Origin of the sequence: Arcobacter rhizosphaerae (genome assembly GCF_049472155.1) — a bacterium.
Lineage (GTDB): Bacteria > Campylobacterota > Campylobacteria > Campylobacterales > Arcobacteraceae > Arcobacter_B.
Map to the genome: position 1 here is coordinate 67,205 of NZ_JBMOVW010000008.1, position 20,757 is coordinate 87,961.

22 protein-coding genes are annotated in these 20,757 nt (G+C 28.1%); 18 read left to right on the forward strand and 4 right to left on the reverse strand.

Features of this window, described 5'->3' with window-relative positions; translation table 11 throughout:
* The 9 genes from ACH5BH_RS12260 to ACH5BH_RS12300 all read left to right on the forward strand — a co-directional run bounded on the left by ACH5BH_RS12260 (position 1) and on the right by ACH5BH_RS12300 (position 10,291).
* Positions 1-1,527: an NADH-quinone oxidoreductase subunit M gene (locus ACH5BH_RS12260; RefSeq protein WP_404307631.1), complete on the forward strand. Its 1,527-nt coding sequence runs from the start codon at positions 1-3 to the stop codon at positions 1,525-1,527.
* On the forward strand, positions 1,528-3,030 hold the full coding sequence (gene nuoN, locus ACH5BH_RS12265) for an NADH-quinone oxidoreductase subunit NuoN (RefSeq protein ID WP_423298553.1): 1,503 nt from the start codon (positions 1,528-1,530) through the stop codon (positions 3,028-3,030). It abuts the gene before it with no gap.
* Positions 3,031-3,083: 53 nt separating this feature from the next.
* Positions 3,084-3,569 (forward strand): transglycosylase SLT domain-containing protein, encoded by a 486-nt coding sequence (locus ACH5BH_RS12270; protein WP_423298554.1) that lies wholly within the window; start codon positions 3,084-3,086, stop codon positions 3,567-3,569.
* 64 nt (positions 3,570-3,633) lie between these two features.
* On the forward strand, positions 3,634-4,500 hold the full coding sequence (locus tag ACH5BH_RS12275) for a menaquinone biosynthesis family protein (protein ID WP_423298572.1): 867 nt from the start codon (positions 3,634-3,636) through the stop codon (positions 4,498-4,500).
* Positions 4,501-4,511: 11 nt separating this feature from the next.
* Complete coding sequence (locus tag ACH5BH_RS12280) at positions 4,512-5,291, forward strand: UDP-N-acetylmuramate dehydrogenase (protein ID WP_404307625.1); 780 nt, start codon at positions 4,512-4,514, stop codon at positions 5,289-5,291.
* Between the two features lie 60 nt (positions 5,292-5,351).
* Positions 5,352-7,724: a type I DNA topoisomerase gene (gene topA / locus ACH5BH_RS12285; RefSeq protein WP_423298555.1), complete on the forward strand. Its 2,373-nt coding sequence runs from the start codon at positions 5,352-5,354 to the stop codon at positions 7,722-7,724.
* Entirely contained in the window at positions 7,724-8,242 is a 519-nt protein-coding gene (locus ACH5BH_RS12290) for a metallophosphoesterase family protein (protein WP_404307621.1), read from the forward strand. Before topA ends, ACH5BH_RS12290 begins: the two co-directional genes overlap by 1 nt.
* Positions 8,226-9,107, forward strand: coding sequence for a biotin synthase (locus ACH5BH_RS12295; RefSeq protein ID WP_423298556.1), 882 nt, complete (start codon positions 8,226-8,228; stop codon positions 9,105-9,107). The genes ACH5BH_RS12290 and ACH5BH_RS12295 overlap by 17 nt, the downstream gene beginning before the upstream one ends.
* A gap of 23 nt (positions 9,108-9,130) precedes the next feature.
* The gene (locus ACH5BH_RS12300; protein ID WP_404307617.1) at positions 9,131-10,291 is read left to right on the forward strand and encodes a cation:proton antiporter; all 1,161 of its coding nucleotides are present in this window, start codon (positions 9,131-9,133) and stop codon (positions 10,289-10,291) included.
* Here the strand turns inward: ACH5BH_RS12300 and ACH5BH_RS12305 are convergent.
* The 4 genes from ACH5BH_RS12305 to recA all read right to left on the reverse strand — a co-directional run bounded on the left by ACH5BH_RS12305 (position 10,256) and on the right by recA (position 13,721).
* Positions 10,256-11,014 carry an AMIN domain-containing protein gene (locus tag ACH5BH_RS12305; protein WP_423298557.1) on the reverse strand — a complete coding sequence of 253 codons (759 nt, stop codon included), beginning with the start codon at positions 11,012-11,014 and terminating at the stop codon, positions 10,256-10,258. The genes ACH5BH_RS12300 and ACH5BH_RS12305 overlap by 36 nt on opposite strands.
* Entirely contained in the window at positions 11,011-11,253 is a 243-nt protein-coding gene (locus ACH5BH_RS12310; protein ID WP_404307613.1) for an FtsB family cell division protein, read from the reverse strand. Before ACH5BH_RS12310 ends, ACH5BH_RS12305 begins: the two co-directional genes overlap by 4 nt.
* Before the next feature lie 16 nt (positions 11,254-11,269).
* On the reverse strand, positions 11,270-12,544 hold the full coding sequence (gene eno / locus ACH5BH_RS12315) for a phosphopyruvate hydratase (protein WP_404307611.1): 1,275 nt from the start codon (positions 12,542-12,544) through the stop codon (positions 11,270-11,272).
* Positions 12,545-12,686: 142 nt separating this feature from the next.
* Positions 12,687-13,721, reverse strand: coding sequence for a recombinase RecA (recA, locus tag ACH5BH_RS12320; protein WP_404307609.1), 1,035 nt, complete (start codon positions 13,719-13,721; stop codon positions 12,687-12,689).
* A gap of 192 nt (positions 13,722-13,913) precedes the next feature.
* Between recA and pseB the strand changes: the two genes are divergently transcribed.
* From pseB to ACH5BH_RS12365, 9 genes are read left to right on the forward strand one after another with little or no spacing between them, the layout of a single operon-like run.
* Positions 13,914-14,906 (forward strand): UDP-N-acetylglucosamine 4,6-dehydratase (inverting), encoded by a 993-nt coding sequence (pseB, locus tag ACH5BH_RS12325; RefSeq protein ID WP_404307607.1) that lies wholly within the window; start codon positions 13,914-13,916, stop codon positions 14,904-14,906.
* Positions 14,907-16,040, forward strand: coding sequence for a UDP-4-amino-4,6-dideoxy-N-acetyl-beta-L-altrosamine transaminase (pseC, locus tag ACH5BH_RS12330; RefSeq protein ID WP_423298558.1), 1,134 nt, complete (start codon positions 14,907-14,909; stop codon positions 16,038-16,040).
* Between the two features lie 2 nt (positions 16,041-16,042).
* Entirely contained in the window at positions 16,043-16,654 is a 612-nt protein-coding gene (locus ACH5BH_RS12335; protein WP_423298559.1) for a pseudaminic acid biosynthesis-associated methylase, read from the forward strand.
* Entirely contained in the window at positions 16,651-17,379 is a 729-nt protein-coding gene (locus ACH5BH_RS12340) for a cytidylyltransferase domain-containing protein (protein ID WP_423298560.1), read from the forward strand. The genes ACH5BH_RS12335 and ACH5BH_RS12340 overlap by 4 nt, the downstream gene beginning before the upstream one ends.
* A gap of 2 nt (positions 17,380-17,381) precedes the next feature.
* Entirely contained in the window at positions 17,382-18,290 is a 909-nt protein-coding gene (pseG, locus tag ACH5BH_RS12345) for a UDP-2,4-diacetamido-2,4,6-trideoxy-beta-L-altropyranose hydrolase (protein ID WP_423298561.1), read from the forward strand.
* Between the two features lies 1 nt (position 18,291).
* A complete protein-coding gene (locus tag ACH5BH_RS12350; protein ID WP_423298562.1) occupies positions 18,292-18,924 on the forward strand; it encodes a formyltransferase family protein in 633 nt (210 codons plus the stop codon).
* Positions 18,925-18,944: 20 nt separating this feature from the next.
* Complete coding sequence (locus tag ACH5BH_RS12355) at positions 18,945-19,619, forward strand: methyltransferase domain-containing protein (protein ID WP_423298563.1); 675 nt, start codon at positions 18,945-18,947, stop codon at positions 19,617-19,619.
* Entirely contained in the window at positions 19,616-20,335 is a 720-nt protein-coding gene (locus tag ACH5BH_RS12360) for a WbqC family protein (protein WP_423298564.1), read from the forward strand. The genes ACH5BH_RS12355 and ACH5BH_RS12360 overlap by 4 nt, the downstream gene beginning before the upstream one ends.
* The gene (locus ACH5BH_RS12365; RefSeq protein WP_423298565.1) at positions 20,322-20,633 is read left to right on the forward strand and encodes a hypothetical protein; all 312 of its coding nucleotides are present in this window, start codon (positions 20,322-20,324) and stop codon (positions 20,631-20,633) included. Before ACH5BH_RS12360 ends, ACH5BH_RS12365 begins: the two co-directional genes overlap by 14 nt.
* Positions 20,634-20,757: the final 124 nt, after the last annotated feature.

Genomic DNA, 20,757 nt, shown 5'->3' on the forward strand with positions numbered 1-20,757 from the left:
ATGGAAAATATTTTATCGATGCTGATATTCTTCCCAGCAGCAGCTGCAACAGTTGGATTTTTAATTCATAAAGATTCAATGAGACAATATGGTGTAGTTGTAACTGTTGTTGAGTTTGTTTTAGCTTTACTTTTATGGTATCACTTTGATCCAAGTATGGCAGGAATGCAGTTTGTTCAAAATTTACCAATAATCTCTTCTATGGGTATAGGTTATGTAGCTGGTGTTGATGGTGTATCATTATTCTTAATTATTATGATTACATTTATGACAATGATTGCTGTTATAGGTTTAACTGAAAAAAGAAATATTAAAAATCTAATCATTACAATGCTTTATTTAGAAATGACAATGGTTGGTGTTTTTGTTGCTCTTGATGTTATCATGTTCTATGTATTCTGGGAATTAACACTTATTCCAATGTTCTATATCATTGGATTTTGGGGAGCAGAGAGAAGATTCTATGCTGCTATGAAGTTTTTCTTATATACATTTATAGGTTCTTTAATCATGCTTGTAGGTATGTTATATTTTGGATATATTTACCACGAAGCAACTGGAGTTTGGAGCTTCAACTTACTTGATTGGTATGGGGCTATTTTACCATTTGATGTACAATTATGGTTATTTATTGCATTCTTCTTTGGATTTGCAGTAAAAGTTCCTATGATTCCATTTCATACATGGCTTCCATTAGCTCATGGAGAAGCACCAACAATTGGATCTATTATCCTTGCCGCAGTTTTATTAAAAATGGAGACTTATGGATTTATTAGATTCTCTCTTCCATTATTCCCTGATGCAGCAGTTTACTTTATGTGGTTTATGGCAGCACTAGCTATTATAGCTATTATATATACAGCAATGCTTGCTTATGCCCAAGAAGATATGAAGCAGATGATTGCATACTCATCTGTATCTCACATGGGTGTTATTACTTTAGGTGTATTTGCCTTAAATACTGAGGGTATTACAGGTGCTGTTTACCTAATGCTTGGACATGCAATTGTTTCAGGAGCACTGTTTATGTGTGTGGGTGTTTTATATGATAGAAGAAAAACTAAGATGATTAAAGAGTTTGGTGGATTAGCTCATAATATGCCAATGTTTGCACTTGTATATGCGGTAGTTTTAATGGGTTCTGTTGGACTTCCTTTAACAGCTGGTTTTGTTGGTGAGTTCTTAGCTTTACTTGGATTCTTTAAAGCTTCTCCAATCTTAACATTTATTGCTTCTTTAACTATTGTATTAAGTGCGATTTATATGTTATCAATGTATAAAAGAACATTCTTTGGAGAATTACTTAATCCTAAAAATAAATCTTTAAAAGATATTTTTGGAAGAGAATTAGTAGCACTTGGAGCTTTAGTTGCTTTAATTATCGCTTTAGGTGTTTATCCAAAAGTAGTACTTGATCCACTTAACACATCAGTAAATCATTTAACACAAGTTATGCAAGTAAAAGCAGTAAATGAAGATACGAAAGAAAAGCTAAAAGCTTTAAATACAATAGGGGAGGTTAAATAGATGCTAGAGCCTATTTCAATTAGTTTAGAGAGTTTAAACCTAGGTACTTTAGCACCTATGGTTATAGCTATTATTGGTGCAATTAGTATTTTATTAACTGACTTATTTAATAAAAATAAACACAAGTCATTATATGTAATGCTTGTAATTTTATTCTTAGTATTTGATTTATTTACTTTATTGGCTTTTACAGGGGAAGAGAGAGGACTATTTGACATAATGCTTCTTGATGGTATTGCGATATTATCTCAATGTATTATTATTGGTGGTTCAATTCTATTTATTTTCTTAGGTCTTTCAAAGTTAAGGTTCCAAGACTTTAGACACGCTGAGTATTTTGCCTTATATTTATTTATGGTTGCTGGATTCCAGTTTATGGTAAGTTCTGATTCATTAATCTTAATTTTCGTTGGACTTGAAACAGCCTCATTAGCTTTATATACAATGATTGCTATGCATAATAGAATGGTATCTATAGAAGCAGCAATTAAGTACTTCACAATGGGTGCTTTAGCTGCTGCTTTCTTTGTTTTTGGTTCTATGATATTCTATGCAATAACAGGTTCATTAGAATTAGCTCAAATTTCACAAGTATTAAGTGAACAAAACTATTTATCAACTGATAACTTTTCTAACTATATTATGGTTTTAGTTGGATTTGTATTTATGTTTGCAGCACTTGGGTTTAAACTTTCATTATTCCCATTCCATACTTGGGTTCCAGATGTTTATTCAGGTTCAACATCTGCTTTAGCAGGATTTATGTCAGTTATTCCAAAAATGGCTGGATTTGTAGTTGCTCTTAGATTTTTTGATGTATTTGTTCATAGTGGAGATACAATTGTTCACTTTATGTTATATATCACTGTAATTTTAACAATGACTATTCCAAACTTAATAGCTTTACAGCAAACAGATATTAAAAGAATGTTAGCTTATTCTTCTGTTTCAAATGCAGGTATGGCTATGGCTGCTGTTTTAATTGGAACACACCAAGCAACAAATGCTTTATTTTTATACTGGGTATTATTTACAGTGACTAACTTTGGTGCTTTTGGTATGTTATGGCTTAATAGAGGTAAAGAGTATAAGGATTATAATTCTCCATATACATTTAAAAAGTTCTCAGGACTTGCACAAATTTCACCTTTTACAGCATCTATTTTAGGACTGTTTTTATTTGCACTTACAGGACTTCCACCATTTGCATTATTTTGGGGGAAAATGTACCTTGTTTCAAGTGCAGTAAATGCAGGTGAAATTGCATTAGCAGTTATTATTGTATTAAACTCAGCTATTGCAGCATATTATTACTTAAGACCAATTTCTTATATGTTCCTAAGAGACCCAGAAGAGGGTGCTAATACTAGATTTATGCAAAATGCTTCAACTCCAATGAAGTCAGTTGTTGGTTTTGCAGTGTTTTTAGCTATTACTTCAATCTTCTATGTTCAACCACTTTTAGACGTAATATCTTACTACGTTTCAAGTGCAGGATTTTAGTATAAACTAGCCATTTAATTTTTAAATGGCTAGTAATATAGTAAAATCATTTTATGAAAGTTTTTTTATATTTACTATTTTTTTCTACCTTACTTTTTTCAAATAGTTTAAATCTTGATTCTAAAGATTTAATTATTCTTAAAAAAATAAAATCACTTAGTACTGATAAAATGCTTGGATATTCTTTGATGGCAATAGCTATAAAAGAGTCTAATATAGGTAAATATGTAGTAAATGATAAAACAAATGATTATGGACTTTTTCAAGCAAATATAAAAACAGTTCTCTCAAGACAAAATGTAAAAGATACAAAAGCAAATAGAATGTTATATTCAAAAAAGTTAATAAATGATGTCTCTTTTGCTACTGCAAATGCAATTATAGAACTAGAATACTGGAAAAAAGTTCATAAAAATAATTGGGCAAAAACCTGGGCATCTTATAATACAGGATGGAGATATAAAGGAAAAACAGGTTTTAAATATGCAAATAGTATTTTTGAAATTATAAAAAAATTAAAACTTGAATATAAACTTTGAACTTGCTATAACCAAAAGATAAAGCAATACTTGCTAAAATCCAATTAATTAATCACAAGGAAAAATTTTGAAAAAGATTACCGTTGCACATTCACCAGATGCTGATGATATTTTTATGTATTATGCAATAAAGTTTGGTTGGGTTACACCAAAAGATGCAGTTTTTGAAAATATTGCAGATGATATTGAGACATTAAATCAAGCTACATTAAAAGGTCAATATGATATTTGTGCTATTTCTTTTGCTTTATATCCATTTGTGAAAAATGATTATGCTTTATTAAAAACTGCTGTTTCTTTTGGTGAGGGGTATGGACCTAAACTTATGAAAAGAAAGGGTACTAAACTTAAAAGGAATTTTAAAGTAGCACTTAGTGGAGAGTTTACAACTAATGCACTTTTATTTAAAATAGCATACCCAGATGCTAGAATCACATATATGAACTTCTTAGATATTGAAAAAGCTGTAATTGATGGAGAAGTTGATGCTGGTGTTTTAATCCATGAATCGATTTTAACTTATGATGAAGCCTTAGAAGTAGAAAAAGAGATGTGGGATGTTTGGGTTGAATTAAGTGGAGGAGATTTACCTTTACCACTTGGTGGAATGTGTTTAAGAAGATCACTTCCTTTACATAATGCAATTGACTATGAAAAAACTTTAATCAAAGCAGTTGATGTGGCAAATAAAAATAGAAAAGTATTAGCTCCAATGTTACTTGAAAAAGGTCTTATTAGAGTTGATGCTGATACACTAGATAATTATTTAGATTTATATGCAAATGATAATTCTGTGCAACTAAGTGAAGTACAATATAAAGCTTTAGATAAACTATTTGAATTAGGATATAAACATGGTTTTTATGAAAATCTTATAAAAGCAAAGGATTATCTAATTCCTGATGATTATGAAGAGTTAAGAGCAAGATAGTAAAGGTAAAAGTGGAAAATTATTTTAAGCAAATAGATTTTAGTAAATACTCTTCTTTACATATAGGACCTACTTGTGAGGTTTTAGTAATCAATGAAATAGGCGAATATAAAGATTATCAAATCTTAGGGCGAGCTAATAATGTATTAATTTCAAATAATCCACCAAAATTTGCAGTTTTAGGTGAAGCTTTTGATTATATTGAGCAAAAAGATAATCTTTTATATGTAGGTTGTGCTACAAAATCTGGAAAGCTTTTATCTTATGCAAAGAGAAATAATTTAGCAAATTTAGAATTTTTAGGAAAACTTCCTGGTAACCTTGGAGGTCTTGTTAAAATGAATGCTGGATTAAAACAGTGGGAAATTTTCAATTATATTCATTCAATCAAGACAAATAAAGGTTATATTAAAAAAGAGAATATAGAATACTCTTATAGAAATACAAAAATAGATACAATAGTTTATGAAGTAGTATTTAATATAGAACATGGCTATTCTAAGCAAATGGCCGAGAAATTTAAAAAAATGAGAGATAATCAACCCCAATTACCAAGTGCAGGTTCTTGCTTCAAGAATCCAAAAGATGATTTTGCAGGAAGGTTAATAGAAGCAGTTGGGCTAAAAGGTTTTAAAAAAGGCGCAATGGGATTTTCCCAAGAACACGCTAACTTTTTAGTAAATTATGGTGGTGGAACATACGAAGAGGCTAGTTATATGATTGAGTTAGCCCAAAAAAAAATAAAAGAGCAGTTTAATATAGATATTCAAAAAGAGATAATTGTTTATTAGTAATATTAATTAATTTATGTTAGAATGCTCCGATTTTAAAAGTGAAATGAGGTTTTTTTAGTGAAGAATTTAGTAATAGTGGAGTCTCCAGCCAAAGCAAAGACAATATCAAAATTTTTAGGAAAAGATTTTAAAGTTATGGCTTCAATGGGTCATGTAAGAGATTTACCTAAATCAAAATTAGGATTTGATCCAGAAGATAATTTTAAGCCAAAGTATTTAGTATCAACTGATAAGAAAAAAGTAATAAGTGATTTAAAAAAAGAAATCACAAAAGATACAACTATCTACCTAGCAGCCGATGAGGATAGAGAGGGAGAAGCTATTGCATGGCATTTAATCCCCGCACTTAAAATTGAAAAAAACCCTATAAAAAGAATTGTTTTTCACGAAATTACAAAAGATGCAATCATTAAAGCTTTAGAAAACCCAAGAGATGTTGACCAAAATCTAGTTGATGCACAACAAGCAAGAAGAATACTTGATAGAGCTGTTGGTTATGAATTATCGCCATTACTATGGAAAAAAGTAAGATATGGTTTAAGTGCAGGTAGAGTTCAATCTGTTGCAGTTAAAATAATTGTAGATAGAGAAAATGAAATTAGAGAATTTAAACCAGAAGAGTACTGGAAAATCAAATCTAATTTTATAAATCCAGAATTAAAAGCAGAATTAGCTAAACATAATGGTTCTAATATTAAAGTAAGAAATGAACAAGAAGCAAAAGTTGTTGAAGCATCAGTTAAACAAGCTTCTTTTACATTAGTTGATATTGAAGAAAAAGATTCAAAAAGAAATCCGGCAGCTCCTTTTACAACATCTACTTTACAACAAGAAGCGAGTAGAAAACTTGGATATTCTGTAAAACAAACTATGATTATTGCTCAACAACTTTATGAAGGAAATGTTGGGAATATACCTGGACATACAGGTGGTTTAATCACTTATATGAGAACAGACTCATTAAACCTTTCTAAAGTAGCAACTAGTGCAGCTAAAGAAGTAATTGAAGCAGAATATGGGAAAGAGTTTTCATTAAGTAAACCAAGAGTATATAAATCAAAGGCAAAGGGAGCACAAGAAGCTCACGAAGCTATCAGACCTGTAAATTTAGCACTTAAGCCAAGTGATATAAAAGCTTATGTTGAAGCTTCACAATATAAACTATATAGTCTTATTTGGAAAAGAACGCTTGCTACACAAATGGCACCTGCTCAAATTGCAAATACTACTTATAAAATTCAAGCTGGAAAAGATGGAGAATATGAGTTTCAAACAAAGGGACAAAGAATAGTTTTCCCTGGATTTATGAAAGCTTATACAGAAGGTAGTGATAATCCAGAAGCAGCACTTGATAGTAGTGAAAAAATTCTTCCAACGATTAAAAAAGGAACAGTTTTAGAACTTGAAAAACTAGATTTAGAACAGTTATTCACAAAGCCACCTGCAAGATATACAGAAGCTTCACTAGTTAAAAAGTTAGAGAGTGAAGGAATTGGAAGACCATCAACTTATGCTCCAACAATTTCAACAATACAACAAAGAGAGTATGTTGTAAAAACAGAAGATAAAAAACTTGCACCTACTCCAACAGGAGAAATTGTAAACTCATTTTTAAATGATCACTTCTCAGATATTGTTGACTTAGGGTTTACAGCTAAAATAGAAGAAGAGTTTGATGAAATTGCAGAGGGTAAAATAGCTTGGGAACAAGTAATGACTGACTTTTATGGAAATTTCAAAAAAACAATTGTTGAAAAAGAAGAGAGTGTTAATAAAGAAGATTATCTTCAAGTAAGAGAAATAGGAACAGATCCAAAATCAGGTAAACCAATTAGTGCTAGAGTTGGAAGATATGGGCCTTTTGTTCAAATTGGTACTAAAGATGATGAAGAAAAACCAAAGTTTGTTGCAATTCCTGATCATTTAAATATGGATACAATTACACTTGAAGAAGCACTATTTTTATTTACTTTACCAAGAGTTGTTGGACAAACAGAAGATGGGGAATATATAAAAGCAAATATTGGAAGATTTGGTCCATATTTACAAGTAAAAAGTAAATATTATTCACTAAAAACTGATGATCCTTATACTATTGAAGAAGCAAGAGCTAAAGAGGTTATCAAAGAACTTGATGAAGCAAAAGCAAAAGCTACTATAAAAGAGTTTGCAGAAGATAAAATCCAAATTTTAAATGGAAGATATGGGGCATATATTAAACAAGGTAGAAAAAACTTTAAAATCCCAAAAGGAAAAGTAGCTGAGGATTTAACATTAGAAGAGTGTCAAGAAATAATTGCTAAAGATCCAAAATCAAAAACTACAGCTAAAAAAGCACCAGCTAAAAAAAGTACAACAGCAAAGAAAACCACAGCAAAAAAGACTACTACTAAAAAAACTACAACTAAGAAAAGCCCTTCAAAAAGCTAATGAAAATAGGAATTTTATCAGATAGCCACCATCAAGTTGGCTATACAAAGGAGGTCATAGACCTTCTTAAAGAAAAAGGAAGTGAGTATTTAATCCATGCAGGAGATTTATGTATGGAAGAAAATCTTAAACTTTTAGAAGAGTCAGGACTTATTTATGTAAGTGTTTTTGGAAATAACGATATGGGGCTTATTCCTTTCTCAAATAAATATAAAATCAAGCAAGAACCATACTATTTTAAAATAAAAGATATAAAATTTAAACTTATGCATTTACCTTATCATTTAACTCCTGATGCTGATGTAGTGATTTTTGGACATACTCATATATTTGAACATGACTATAAAAATAAGACACTTTTCGTAAACCCAGGTGAGGTTTGTGCAAGGGAAAAACCACTTATTGAGTGTGTCTTTTTAGAAATTAATGAAAATGAGTATATAATCTCATACTATTTTAAAAATATAAACGAACAATTATTTAAGAAAGAAGAGTATAAATATGAGCGAAAAATTTAAAGTAACTGATGAGATTTTTTTATGTGCAATTTGTAATGTAGAAAGCGGTACTTGTAATGAGGACTGTAAATTTTGTACACAAAGTGTAAGATATAAAGCAGATATTCAACGATATAAAATGAAAACTCAAGAACAAATCATTGAAGAAGCAAAAAGAGCAAGAGAAAATGGAGCTGTAGGGTTTTGTTTAGTAACTGCTGGTTTAGGGCTTACTGATAAAAAGACTGAATATATTGCTAAAGTTGCAAAAGCTATAAAAGCTGAGAATTTAGGACTTAGACTTATTGCCTGTAATGGAACAGCAACTGTTGAACAATTAAAAAAATTAAAAGCAGCTGGTGTTGATAACTACAATCACAATTTAGAAGCCTCAAAAGAGTATTACCCAGAAATTTGTACAACACACTCTTGGGAAGAGAGATACCAAACTTGTTTAAATGTAAAAGAAGCAGGTTTACAACTTGTATGTGGTGGAATTTTTGGTATGGGAGAAACACAAGAAGATAGAATTTCTATGTTAAAATCTATTGCCTCACTAGATCCAATGAATGTACCTTTAAACTTTTTCCATCCAAATGAAGCTTTACCTCTTGTAGAGAATTCAATCTCAAGAGAACAAGCTTTTGAATTAATTCAATTAGCAAGAGAAATGATTCCAAATGCACATAAAATAATGGTAGCTGGTGGAAGAGAGCTTATGTTTGGTGAACAACAATATGAAATTTTCAATAGAGGAGCAAATGCTTTTGTTATTGGAGATTATTTAACAACTACTGGTAAAACACCTAAAGATGATGTTGCAGCATTAGAAGCCTTAGGTTTTAAAATTGCTAAACACGTAGTTAAAATGCCAAACGAAAAATAATTTAAAAATAAAGGTATAGATTAATGAGTGAAGAAATTTTAATAATTATAACAATATCATTGATTATTTTTTCTTCACCTTTAATAGGTAAACTTTTAAAATTACCTACTGTTACAGTAGAGATTATGCTTGGAGCAATTGCTTCTTATTTTGCATTTATTTCTGATCATGCAATCTTGGATTTAGCTTCTAAACTTGGGTTTTTATATCTAATGTTTTTAGCAGGATTAGAAGTAGATTTAAAAAGACTTGTTAATATTTCACCAACCATCTTGAAAAAATCCCTTATTTATAATGTCATACTTTTCTCTTTATCTACTTTAATATCTGTATATTTAGATTTAGGTAATATATTTATTGTTATTTTACCTTTAATCTCAATAGGATTATTAGCAGCTTTAAAAAAAGAGTATGGTGATGTAGAATGGATTAGATTATCTATTGTAGTGGGTCTTATAGGTGAGATTGTATCTATTTTTGCACTTACAACAGTTTCAGCAGCTTTAGAGTTTGGTATTAACTTTGAATTCTATAGAACAATGTTTTTATTTGTAGCTTTCTTAGTTTCTATGCTATTTATTTATAAACTTTTTCATAATCTTATCTGGTGGTTTCCTGAGATAAAAGCTTATTTAATGCCAGAACAGGATCATCAAGAACAAGATATAAGAGTTTCCATGACAATCTTCTTTTTAATGATTGCTGTAATGATGGCATTACATTTAAAAGTTGCTTTTGGGGCATTTATCGCAGGTACTTTTATTACAACTTTTTTTGAAAAGCATAATAAACAACTTTCACATAAATTAGAGCATTTTGGTTTTGGATGGTTAGTTCCAATTTTCTTTATTTCTGTTGGAGCTTCTTTTGAGTTAACAGCTGTATTACAAGATGGATTATTAGTAAAAGCATTATTAATCGTGGCTGCTATGGTAGGTATTAGATTTATAGCTTCAATGCTTTTTATAAAAGAAATGGGATGGAATAAATTTTTTATGATAGGACTTTCTCATTCTATGCCAATTACTCTTTTAATTGCCGTAACAACTTTAGCTTACAACAATCATTCAATTGATCAAGAGTATTATTATGCGTTTATTTTAGCAGCTATCTTAGAAGTATTAATAGTGATGGTATTAATAAGAGTTTTATCTCATTTCATCACTATTAAAGATCGTAATTAGATTGTTTTTGTAATCTACTTTATAAGATGATGGAGCTTTATTTAGTTCTATAACAACTCTAAAGAATCCATCTTTTTTATGATTTCCAACTGCAACTTTTTTAAAGTTTTTTGAGTTTAGGTCTTCTCTTTTTGTATAAAAATTAACATTTGCTTTGTAATCAATAATAAGTTTATTTTCTTTTTTAATGCTAAATTTTTTTGATACTTTGTAATCTGTATGAATATTTAGTTCTTCATCAGAATATTGTAGTTTTAAAAATGGAAGAATCTTAATTTCTTTAAAAGTTTCTTCAACCGCTTCTACATCAGCTCTTGGTTTTACAAATACTACTTGTTTTGGTTCAATTACTTTTGTTTGCTCAAGTTTTTTTTCTATAAGCTTTTTTGTTTTATATTCTGTTTGTTTTTGAGCTTTTTTAATAAGCTTTTCTACTTCATCTTTTGAATATTTAGTCTCTTTTTTAGGCATTTCTTTTTTTTCAGGAGCTATAATATTTACTTGTTTCTCAACTATATTTTTATTTTCACCTTCAACTGCAAGTTTTTCTTGCATTCTTTGAGCATAATCTTCCTCACTAGGATTGTATAAGCTCTCTTCATTTAGTTCAATAATTCTAGCAGCTTCTTCTTCATAAGCAGCAGTTGTATCAAAAGGATTTTCCCTTGCTTCTAAGCTTACAGCTAAAATAAGCGCTGATGTAAATAAAGATATAGTTTTCATTGTTCTGGCTCCAAGTTTTTTAATTCAAAATACTCTTTTTGTAAATATGCGTTTTCTCTTTGCAATCTTTTAATTTCATTTTGAAGATAATCTCTTTTATGTTTTAAAGAGTTATAAACTTTTAAAGAGTTATCTCCAAAAAGAATATTTGCAACATGATAGCTTAAAAAGATTGTAATTATTGTTGAAATAAATACAATTACAATAAATTTTTTAATACCACGTTGCTTTTTTTTCATAAGCTAAATATCTAAATTATTTAGAAAATGGTTGATGACCTAGGTATTCTGCATAACCAATTTCTGCACCAATTTCTAGTAATCTATTGTATTTAGCGATTCTATCAGATCTAGCTGTTGAACCTGTTTTAATTTGTCCACAATTTAATGCAACAGCAAAGTCAGCAATAAATGCATCTTCACTTTCACCTGATCTATGTGACATTACACAATTGTAGTTATTTCTTTGTGCTAATCTAATAGTTAGCATAGTTTCACTAACTGATCCAATTTGATTAGGTTTAATTAAAATTGCATTACCAATACCTTTTTGGATTCCCTCAGCTAAGATGTTTGCATTAGTAACAAATAAATCATCACCAACTAATTGTACTTTATCACCAATTTTTTCAGTTAATATTTTCCAACCATCCCAATCATCTTCACTTAATCCATCTTCAATAGATACGATTGGATATTTTGAACAAAGGTCTGCATAGTAGTTTACAAGTTCTTCTGATGTAATTTTTCTATCTTCTGATTTTAATACATAAAGACCATCTTCATCAATTAATTCAGATGCTGCAACATCTAAAGCAATAGAAACTTGTTCTCCTGCTTTATATCCAGCTTTTTCAATAGCTTCCATAATTACAGCAATAGGTTCTTCATTTGATTTTAAGTTTGGAGCAAATCCACCTTCATCACCAACTGCTGTAGATTCACCCATACCATCGATTACTTTTTTTAAGTGTTGGTAAATTTCAGCAACTGCTCTTAATCCTTCATTGAAGTTTTCAAAACCTGTTGGCATAATCATATACTCTTGGAAGTCTACAGAGTTATTTGCATGCTCTCCACCGTTGATGATATTGAACATTGGAACAGGCATAGTCATTGCATTTGCACCACCTAAGTATCTGTACAATGGTACATTTAGTGAACTAGCTGCTGCTCTTGCAACTGCCATAGATACACCTAAAACTGCATTTGCACCTAAGTTTGAATAGTTTTGTGTTCCATCAATATCTTTCATAGTTGCATCAACTTCTGCTTGATTAAAAGGACTTAATCCTAATAATTCATCAGCAATAACAGTATTTACATTTTCAACTGCTTTTAATACACCTTTACCTAAAAATCTATCATCACCATCTCTTAGTTCTAAAGCTTCTCTTTTTCCAGTACTTGCACCACTTGGTACAATAGCACTCTCTTTTGTTCCATCACTTAAGATTACTGTAGCTCTAACTGTTGGATTTCCTCTTGAATCTAATACTTCATCAGCATATACATTGTCAATAAATACCACTTAGGTCTCCTATATTCTTTATTCTTGTAATTTGCTACATTATAACTAAAATAAAATTTTTCTTTGCTTTGATAAATATATGGACATAAAAAAAGGGAAAAGAATAAAATCTTTTCCCTTTTTTTTAATTTATAGTATAAAATTACTCTTCTGTATCCTCTTCTGGTTCACCTTGAATAATTTCATCATTTACACCCATAGCTGTTAATATTTTACCCTCAATTTCATTAGCAATTTCTGGGTTGTCTTTTAAGAATACTTTAGAGTTTTCTTTTCCTTGTCCTATTTTAGAATCTCCATAAGAGAACCAAGCTCCTGCTTTATCAACAATATCAAGTTTTACACCATAGTCTATAAGTTCTCCTGTTTTAGAGATACCCTCTCCAAACATAATATCAAATTCTGCTTGTTTAAATGGAGCTGCTACTTTATTTTTTACAACTTTAACTTTTACTCTATTTCCGATTGAGTTTTCTGCTTGTTTAAGTGTAGCAATTCTTCTAATATCAAGTCTTACAGATGAATAGAATTTAAGAGCATTACCACCTGTTGTTGTTTCAGGACTTCCATATCCTGTCATACCAATTTTCATTCTAATTTGGTTAATGAAAATTACAGTTGTATTCATTTTATTTAATAAACCAGTAATTTTTCTTAAAGCTTTAGACATAAGTCTTGCTTGAACACCAACTTGTTGGTCATCCATATCTCCATCAATTTCAACTTTTGGAGTAAGTGCAGCAACAGAATCCACAACTACTAAGTCAACAGCACCAGATCTAATAACTGTTTCTAAAATTTCTAAAGCTTGCTCACCAAAGTCAGGTTGAGATACAAGTAAGTTATCAATATCAACACCTAAGTTTTTTGCATATACAGTATCAAGTGCGTGTTCTGCATCAATAAAAGCACAAACTCCACCAGCTTTTTGACACTCTGCAATTGCATGAAGTGTTAAAGTTGTTTTACCAGATGATTCAGGTCCATAGATTTCAACAACTCTACCTTTTGGAATACCACCAACACCAAGTGCTAAGTCAAGACCAAGTGATCCTGTAGATATCGATTCAACTGGAACTACTTCTTTGTCTCCAAGTCTAATAAGAGTACCTTTACCAAATGCTTTATCAATTTGTTTAATTGCTAAGTCTAAAGATTTTTTTTGATTATCATCCATTGTTTTTTATCCTATGTAGATTTCATTTATTTAATTATGTTGGAATTTTAGCGAAAAAAATATAAAGTACATATTTTTATTGCATTTTGTAATGTTTTTCTTTTCTTTTTAGTATAAATTATTAAATATTAAAAAATAAATATTAATAGTTTATTTGATATGATATGAAATTAAAATATAAAAGGTTTAGGTATGTTTGATAATAAGGTCATTTTAATTACTGGGGGTACAGGAAGTTTTGGTAAGAAATATACTAAGTTATTACTTCAAAAATATAAACCAAAAAAAATAATTATTTATTCAAGAGATGAATTAAAACAGTATGAAATGGCACAAGAATATTCTCAAGCGTGTATGAGGTATTTTATTGGAGATATTAGAGATGCTGACAGATTAAAAAAGGCTATGAAAGATGTAGATTTTGTTATTCATGCAGCAGCTTTAAAACATGTACCAATTGCTGAATATAATCCTATGGAATGTATTAAAACAAATATAAATGGAGCTCAAAATGTTATAGATGCAGCAATAGAATGTAAAGTTTCAAAAATAATTGCTTTATCTACAGACAAAGCTGCAAATCCTGTAAATCTTTATGGTGCAACAAAACTTGCTTCTGATAAACTTTTTGTTGCTGCAAATAATTTAGTTGGAGAACAAGATACAAAATTTTCTGTTGTAAGATATGGGAATGTTGTTTGTAGTAGAGGTTCAGTTATTCCTTTTTTTCAAAAACTTATCAATGAAGGGGCAAAAGAATTACCTATAACAGATGAAAAAATGACAAGATTTTTAATTACTTTAGAAGATGGAGTAAATTTTGTACTTAAAAATTTTGAGAGAATGCAAGGTGGAGAGATATTTGTACCTAAAATTCCTTCTATAAAAATTGTAGATTTAGCAAGGGCTTTAGCTCCTGAATTACCCCATAAAGTAATAGGAATAAGACCTGGCGAAAAATTACATGAAATTATGTGTCCTGCTGATGATTCTCATTTAACTTACGAGTTTGAAGATCATTATGTTATTACTCCAACAATAAAATTTAGTTCTCCTGTGGATTATAGTATTAACAATTGTAAAGAAAAAGGTTCTCATGTAAATCAAGGCTTTGAATATAATTCTGGTAATAATGATAGATGGTTTACAAAAGAAGATTTTTTACAGTTAATAAAAGAAATATAAATGAAAATTATTCCTTATGGTAAGCAAACAATTGAGGAAGATGATATCTCTTCTGTAGTTGAAATATTAAGGAGTGATTATCTAACTACAGGTCCTAAAGTAGAAGAGTTTGAAAAAGCTATAGCTAAATATTGTGGGGTTAAATATTGTATTAGTGTTTCAAATTGTACGGCTGCTTTACATATAAGTTCACTAATTCTTTTAAATGAGAATGATTTAGTTCTAACTACAGTAAATTCATTTTTAGCAACTTCTAATTCTATTGTTTATGCAAAGGCAAAACCTATTTTTGTTGATATTTGTAAAGATGGAAATATAGATTTAGATTTATGTGAAAAAGAGCTTTTAAAAAACAAAAAAATAAAAGCAATATATGCAGTTCATTTCTCAGGCAATCCAGTAAATCAAAATAAGTTAGCTTATTTAAAACAAAAATACAATATAAAAATTTTAGAAGATTGTGCTCATTCAATAGGGGCTAGTCAAGATTCGATAAAAGCAGGAAGTTGTAAGTTTAGTGATATCAGTGTTTTTTCTTTTCATCCTGTAAAACAACTAACTACAGGTGAGGGTGGAGCTATCTTAACAAATGATAAGAAAATATACAAGAAAGCTTTAAGTTTAAGAAATCATGGAATGATAGCTAAACCTAGTGTTGCTTCATGGCATTATGAAATGACAGACTTAGGTTTTAATTATCGTTTAACAGATATAGCTTGTGCTTTAGGTTTATCCCAATTAAACAAATTAGACTCATTTCTTCAAAAAAGAAGAAAAATAGCTAAAAGGTATGATAAATTTTTTGATGAAAATAAATTTATAAAACCATTATATAAATATACTCAAAATAGTGCTTATCATTTATATGTAGTTTTGATTGATTTTGAAAAATTTAATATTACAAAAAAAGAGTTTTTTTTAAAATTAAGAGAAAAATCTATTTATTTACAATATCACTATATTCCAATAAATCATCAACCATATTATAAGAAATTAGGTTATGGAAATGAATATACTCCTGTAATGGATGAATATTATGAAAAAGCAGTTTCTTTACCAATTTTCCCAAAATTAAGTAAAAAAGAACAAGAATATGTGCAAAAAACTCTAATAAAAGTTTTAATAGGAGCTTGAAAATGAAATATAAAACTGAACAAGAGAGGTTTTGGGCAGAAGAGTTTGGAGATGAGTATTGTAAAAGAAATACTTCAATTATCAAAAGTAATATAAACTTTTTTTCTAAGGTTTTTAATAGAGTTGAAGAAGTAAATTCAGTAATAGAATTTGGAGCGAATATTGGAATGAATTTACAAGCTTTAAATGCAATTTCTAATTTAGAATTATCAGCAGTTGAAATAAATAAGACAGCTGTAGAAGAATTAGAAAAGTTAGAATTTATTCAAGAAATATATAATGAATCTTTATTGAATATTGAACTTTCAAAAAAATTTGATATGACTCTTATTAAGGGTGTTTTAATTCATATTAATCCTGAGTATCTAAAAGTTGTTTATGAAAAACTTTATAATTATTCAAAAAAATATATTTTAATTGTAGAGTATTATAATCCAATGCCAGTTGAGATATCATACAGAGGACATGAAGGAAAACTTTTTAAAAGAGATTTTGCAGGTGAGATGTTAGATATGTATAAAGATTTGAGTCTTGTTGATTATGGATTTTTATATCATAGGGATAATAATTTCCCTCAAGATGATATGACTTGGTTTTTGTTGGAGAAGAAATGAATGTATATATAGTCATTCAAGCAAGAACTACAAGTACAAGACTTCCCAAGAAGATATTATTGCCCTTAGGAGATAAAACAGTTTTAGAAGTAATGTTAGAAAGATTATCTAGTTTTAAAGATAATATCATAATTGCTACAACAAATGATGGAACACAAAATGAAATTGTAGATATATGTGAAAAACATAAAATAAGATATTATGAAGGCGATACAAATAATGTATTAAGTAGATATTATGAAGCTTGTTTAAAATATGATTTAAAAGATGAGGATATTGTAATAAGATGTACAAGTGACTGTCCTTTTATTGATCCTTTATTAATAAAAAAAGCAATAGCTTTATATAAAACTTCAAATGCAAATTATGTTAGTTTAGGAGTTCATAGTGGTTTTCCTAGAGGTTTAGATACAGAGATTTTTTCTTTTAAACTTTTAAAAGAAGCTTTTAATAATGCTACAACTGATTATGAGAAAGAGCACGTAACACCTTATATTCATACAACAATAAAAGATAAAATAAAAATAGAATACTTAAAAAGTTTAGAAAATAATTCGAATTTTAGAATAACATTAGATGAAACCGATGATTATAAAGCAATAAAACAGTTGTTTTCTAAATTAAATAATAGTGAAGATTTTACTTATGATGAATTAATTTTAGTATTAAAACAGAATCCTTCAATTGTTAAAATAAATAGTCATGTAGAACAAAAAAAGAGTTAATAATGAAAAGAGTTTTAATAAGAGCAGATTCTTCATTTGCTATTGGACATGGTCATATAATGAGAACTTTGGTTTTAGCAAAAAAGTATAGAAAAAAAAGCTATGAAGTATATTTTGCTACTTTGGATTTAGAAGGTAACTTAAATAAAAAAATTAAAGAAGAGGGTTTTTTTGTATATATTTTAGAAACAAAAGATATACAAGAACTTATTTTTTTAATAAAAGAAGAAAAAATAAATACATTAGTTGTTGATAATTATGAAATAAAGTATGAACAAGAAAAAGAAATAAAAAAGCAAACAAATATAAAGCTAGTTTGTTTAGATGATACTTATGAGAAACACTATTGTGATATTTTAATAAATCATAATATTAGTGCAAATGAAAAAAAGTATAAAAGTTTAGTTCCTAAAACTTGTGAACTTAAATGTGGGGCTGAATTTACATTACTAAGAGAAGAGTTTTATAAGTATAAAAATAAAAATATTAAAAAAACAAGTATTAAAACAAATATCTTTTTAGCTATAGGTGGAACTGATCATAGTAATATAAATATTAAAATCTTAGAAGTATTAAAAGAATTTGATAATATCAATGTGTTTTTAGTAACAACAAGTGCTAATAAAAATTTAAATGAATTAGAAAAATATTGTAAAGACAATACTTTTATCAAACTTTTTATAGATACAAATAAAATGGCAAAACTTATGAGAAAAAGTGATTTTGCAATAGTTAGTGCAAGTGTAATTTTAAATGAGGTATATTTTATGAATCTACCTTTTATTGCTATAAAAACAGCAGATAATCAAAATGATATTTATAAATACTTAAAAGATAATTCTTATTTAGTATTGAAAAAATTTAATACAAAGAAGTTAAAAAAATGTGTAAAAATCTTAAAAAAGGTGTAAAATGAAAGTAGCTGTATTAACCTCTTTGAATCAATGGTTTATCCCTTATGCCAAAATATTAAAAGACAAGATAGAAAATTGTGAGGTTTTTTTTGATCATAAAGATATAGATGAAAGTTATGAATTAGTTTTTATTTTAAGTTATCATAAATTAATAGAAAAAAACTATTTAGACAAACATCTTCATAATATTGTAGTTCATGCTAGTGCTTTACCTCAGGGTAAAGGTTGGGCACCTATGTTTTGGCAAGTTTTAGAAGGTAAAAATAATATACCTTTTACTATGTTTGAGGCTACAAGTAATATAGATGATGGTGATATTTATATGCAAAAACACTTAAAGTTAACAGGCTATGAATTAAATAAAGAGTTGAGAAATAAACAAGCATTGCTAATTATTGAGATGTGTATGGACTTTTTAGAAAACTATGACAAATATAAAATACCAAGTCCTCAAAAAGGGAAAGAGAGTTTTTATAATAAAAGAAGCCCTTTTAATAGTGAACTTGATATAAATAAAACTATAAAAGAACAATTTAATTTATTAAGAATTGTGGATAATGAAGAGTTTCCAGCTTTTTTTTATGTGCATGGTAAAAAATATATTTTAAAAATAGAAAAAAGTGAAAACTAAATTTATTTGTTGAGGTTAAAATGAGAATAAAAGATATAAAAGGATTGAAGTATCCTGATGAATATTTCATAAAATATTTTTTTAAAAATAGATTTCATGAAAGAAGTGGATTAAAGTTTTTTGAATTTGGTTGTGGAAATGGTAATAATTTATCTCTTCCTTACGAATATAATTTTGATGTAGTAGGTATTGATTTTGATGAAGAGTCTATATCTAATGCGAAGTTTAATTTTAGTCAAATGAAAGCTAATGCTTCTTATGAATTTATTAAAAGTGATATGTTGACTTTTGCTAAAAATAATAAGAATTTACAAATAGAAGTTTTTTTACTTCCAAATGTTGTAAATTATATAAAAAAACAAGATTTAATAGAGTTTTTTAAGATAATGAAAAACAATAAAAATATAAAAGCTAATGCTTCTTTTTTTATAAGATGTAGAGAACCAAAAGATTTTAGATATGGAATTGGTGAACAAATTGAATATAATACTTTTCAGATGCCAGATGACTATACTGTAACATCAGAAGCTTCTTGTATAAATAAATTTTATAGTGAATATGAATTAGTTAATATGTTAAAAGAGCAACTAAAGTTAAAAGAGTATTTTGTTTTTCATAATGAATTTCAGAACTTACAAGAAAATAATACTTTAGTGTTTAACTCTGATATTATTTTATGGGGAAAGATAAATTGAAATTAGCAATAATGCAACCAACATTTATCCCTTGGATGGGATATTTTGATTTAATTGATTATGTAGATGAATTTGTTTTTTTAGATACAGTTCAATTAGCAAGAAGAAGTTGGCAAGTAAGAAATAAATTAAAAATTGAAGATAAAGAATATATGTTTTCCCTTCCTATTAAAAAAGATAAACATAGAAATGAAGCAATTTTAAAAGATATAAAGTTAAGTTTTGAAAACTATGATTTTATATTAAAGTTTAAACAACTACTTCTACATAGTTACAAAAAAGCAAAATATTTTGATGAATTAAGTGAAAATATTTTTAATATATTATCTTTTAAAACCGATTATTTATGTGAATATAATATAAATTTTATTCAAGAGGTTTCTAAATTACTTAACATAAAAACAAAATTCATTAAAGCCTCAAATTTGAAAGATATAAGTGGTTTAAAAGGGGACTTAATCTTAAATATTTGTTTAAATAGATCTTGTGATGAGTATATTTCAGCATCCGGTTCAAAAGAGTATTTAGATAAATATTTAGATAAATTCCAACAAGAAAATATAAAAATAGTCTATCAGTGTTATGAGCATCCTATGTATAAACAAATAGGAGACAACTTTATTTCATATTTAGGAATTTTAGATTTACTTTTTAATGAAGGCTTGGAAAATACAAAAAACATAATTTTAAAAGGAAGAAATTTTGCCAATACTTAAAGCTAAATCTTTTCTTCATGAGTATAAATTAAGAGCGAAAGATGAGGATTTAAACTCTCTTTCTGGAAGGCAAGGAAGAAAAGAGTTAACATATTTCATATTACTTTTAAGTGAAGAGGAAGTAAATGCCACTTTAAAATATATAAGTAAAGTATCAAAACATAATGCTACTATTTATATTGGAGAGTTACCTTTTTTAAATGAGTTTGAAGATAAGTCTTATGGTAATTCTATTTTTAAGTGGTTAGTTTATGGCTTAAAAAATAGAGGGTTTAGCTATTTTTTACTAGTTTATTAAGTGTTTTAAAGGCACTTTTTTCAAAAGAGCAAATGATATTGGGTGTAAAAGAACACTATTATATAAAAAAAGAAGATTTTGAAAAAAAGCAAAAAAATATGGTTTAATTTTACAAAGTTGTTTT

Excerpts from the sequence above, each read along its gene's own strand:
- ACH5BH_RS12295 (WP_423298556.1), top strand. The coding sequence starts at position 8,226 with ATGAGCGAAAAATTTAAAGTAACTGATGAGATTTTTTTATGTGCAATT.
- ACH5BH_RS12300 (WP_404307617.1), top strand. The coding sequence starts at position 9,131 with ATGAGTGAAGAAATTTTAATAATTATAACAATATCATTGATTATTTTT.
- ACH5BH_RS12340 (WP_423298560.1), top strand. The coding sequence starts at position 16,651 with ATGAATGTATATATAGTCATTCAAGCAAGAACTACAAGTACAAGACTT.
- ACH5BH_RS12355 (WP_423298563.1), top strand. The coding sequence starts at position 18,945 with ATGAGAATAAAAGATATAAAAGGATTGAAGTATCCTGATGAATATTTC.
- ACH5BH_RS12305 (WP_423298557.1), bottom strand. The coding sequence starts at position 11,014 with ATGAAAACTATATCTTTATTTACATCAGCGCTTATTTTAGCTGTAAGC.
- ACH5BH_RS12270 (WP_423298554.1), top strand. The coding sequence starts at position 3,084 with ATGAAAGTTTTTTTATATTTACTATTTTTTTCTACCTTACTTTTTTCA.
- ACH5BH_RS12260 (WP_404307631.1), top strand. The coding sequence starts at position 1 with ATGGAAAATATTTTATCGATGCTGATATTCTTCCCAGCAGCAGCTGCA.
- pseG (WP_423298561.1), top strand. The coding sequence starts at position 17,382 with ATGAAAAGAGTTTTAATAAGAGCAGATTCTTCATTTGCTATTGGACAT.
- ACH5BH_RS12350 (WP_423298562.1), top strand. The coding sequence starts at position 18,292 with ATGAAAGTAGCTGTATTAACCTCTTTGAATCAATGGTTTATCCCTTAT.
- ACH5BH_RS12290 (WP_404307621.1), top strand. The coding sequence starts at position 7,724 with ATGAAAATAGGAATTTTATCAGATAGCCACCATCAAGTTGGCTATACA.
- pseB (WP_404307607.1), top strand. The coding sequence starts at position 13,914 with ATGTTTGATAATAAGGTCATTTTAATTACTGGGGGTACAGGAAGTTTT.
- nuoN (WP_423298553.1), top strand. The coding sequence starts at position 1,528 with ATGCTAGAGCCTATTTCAATTAGTTTAGAGAGTTTAAACCTAGGTACT.
- ACH5BH_RS12335 (WP_423298559.1), top strand. The coding sequence starts at position 16,043 with ATGAAATATAAAACTGAACAAGAGAGGTTTTGGGCAGAAGAGTTTGGA.
- pseC (WP_423298558.1), top strand. The coding sequence starts at position 14,907 with ATGAAAATTATTCCTTATGGTAAGCAAACAATTGAGGAAGATGATATC.
- ACH5BH_RS12310 (WP_404307613.1), bottom strand. The coding sequence starts at position 11,253 with ATGAAAAAAAAGCAACGTGGTATTAAAAAATTTATTGTAATTGTATTT.
- recA (WP_404307609.1), bottom strand. The coding sequence starts at position 13,721 with ATGGATGATAATCAAAAAAAATCTTTAGACTTAGCAATTAAACAAATT.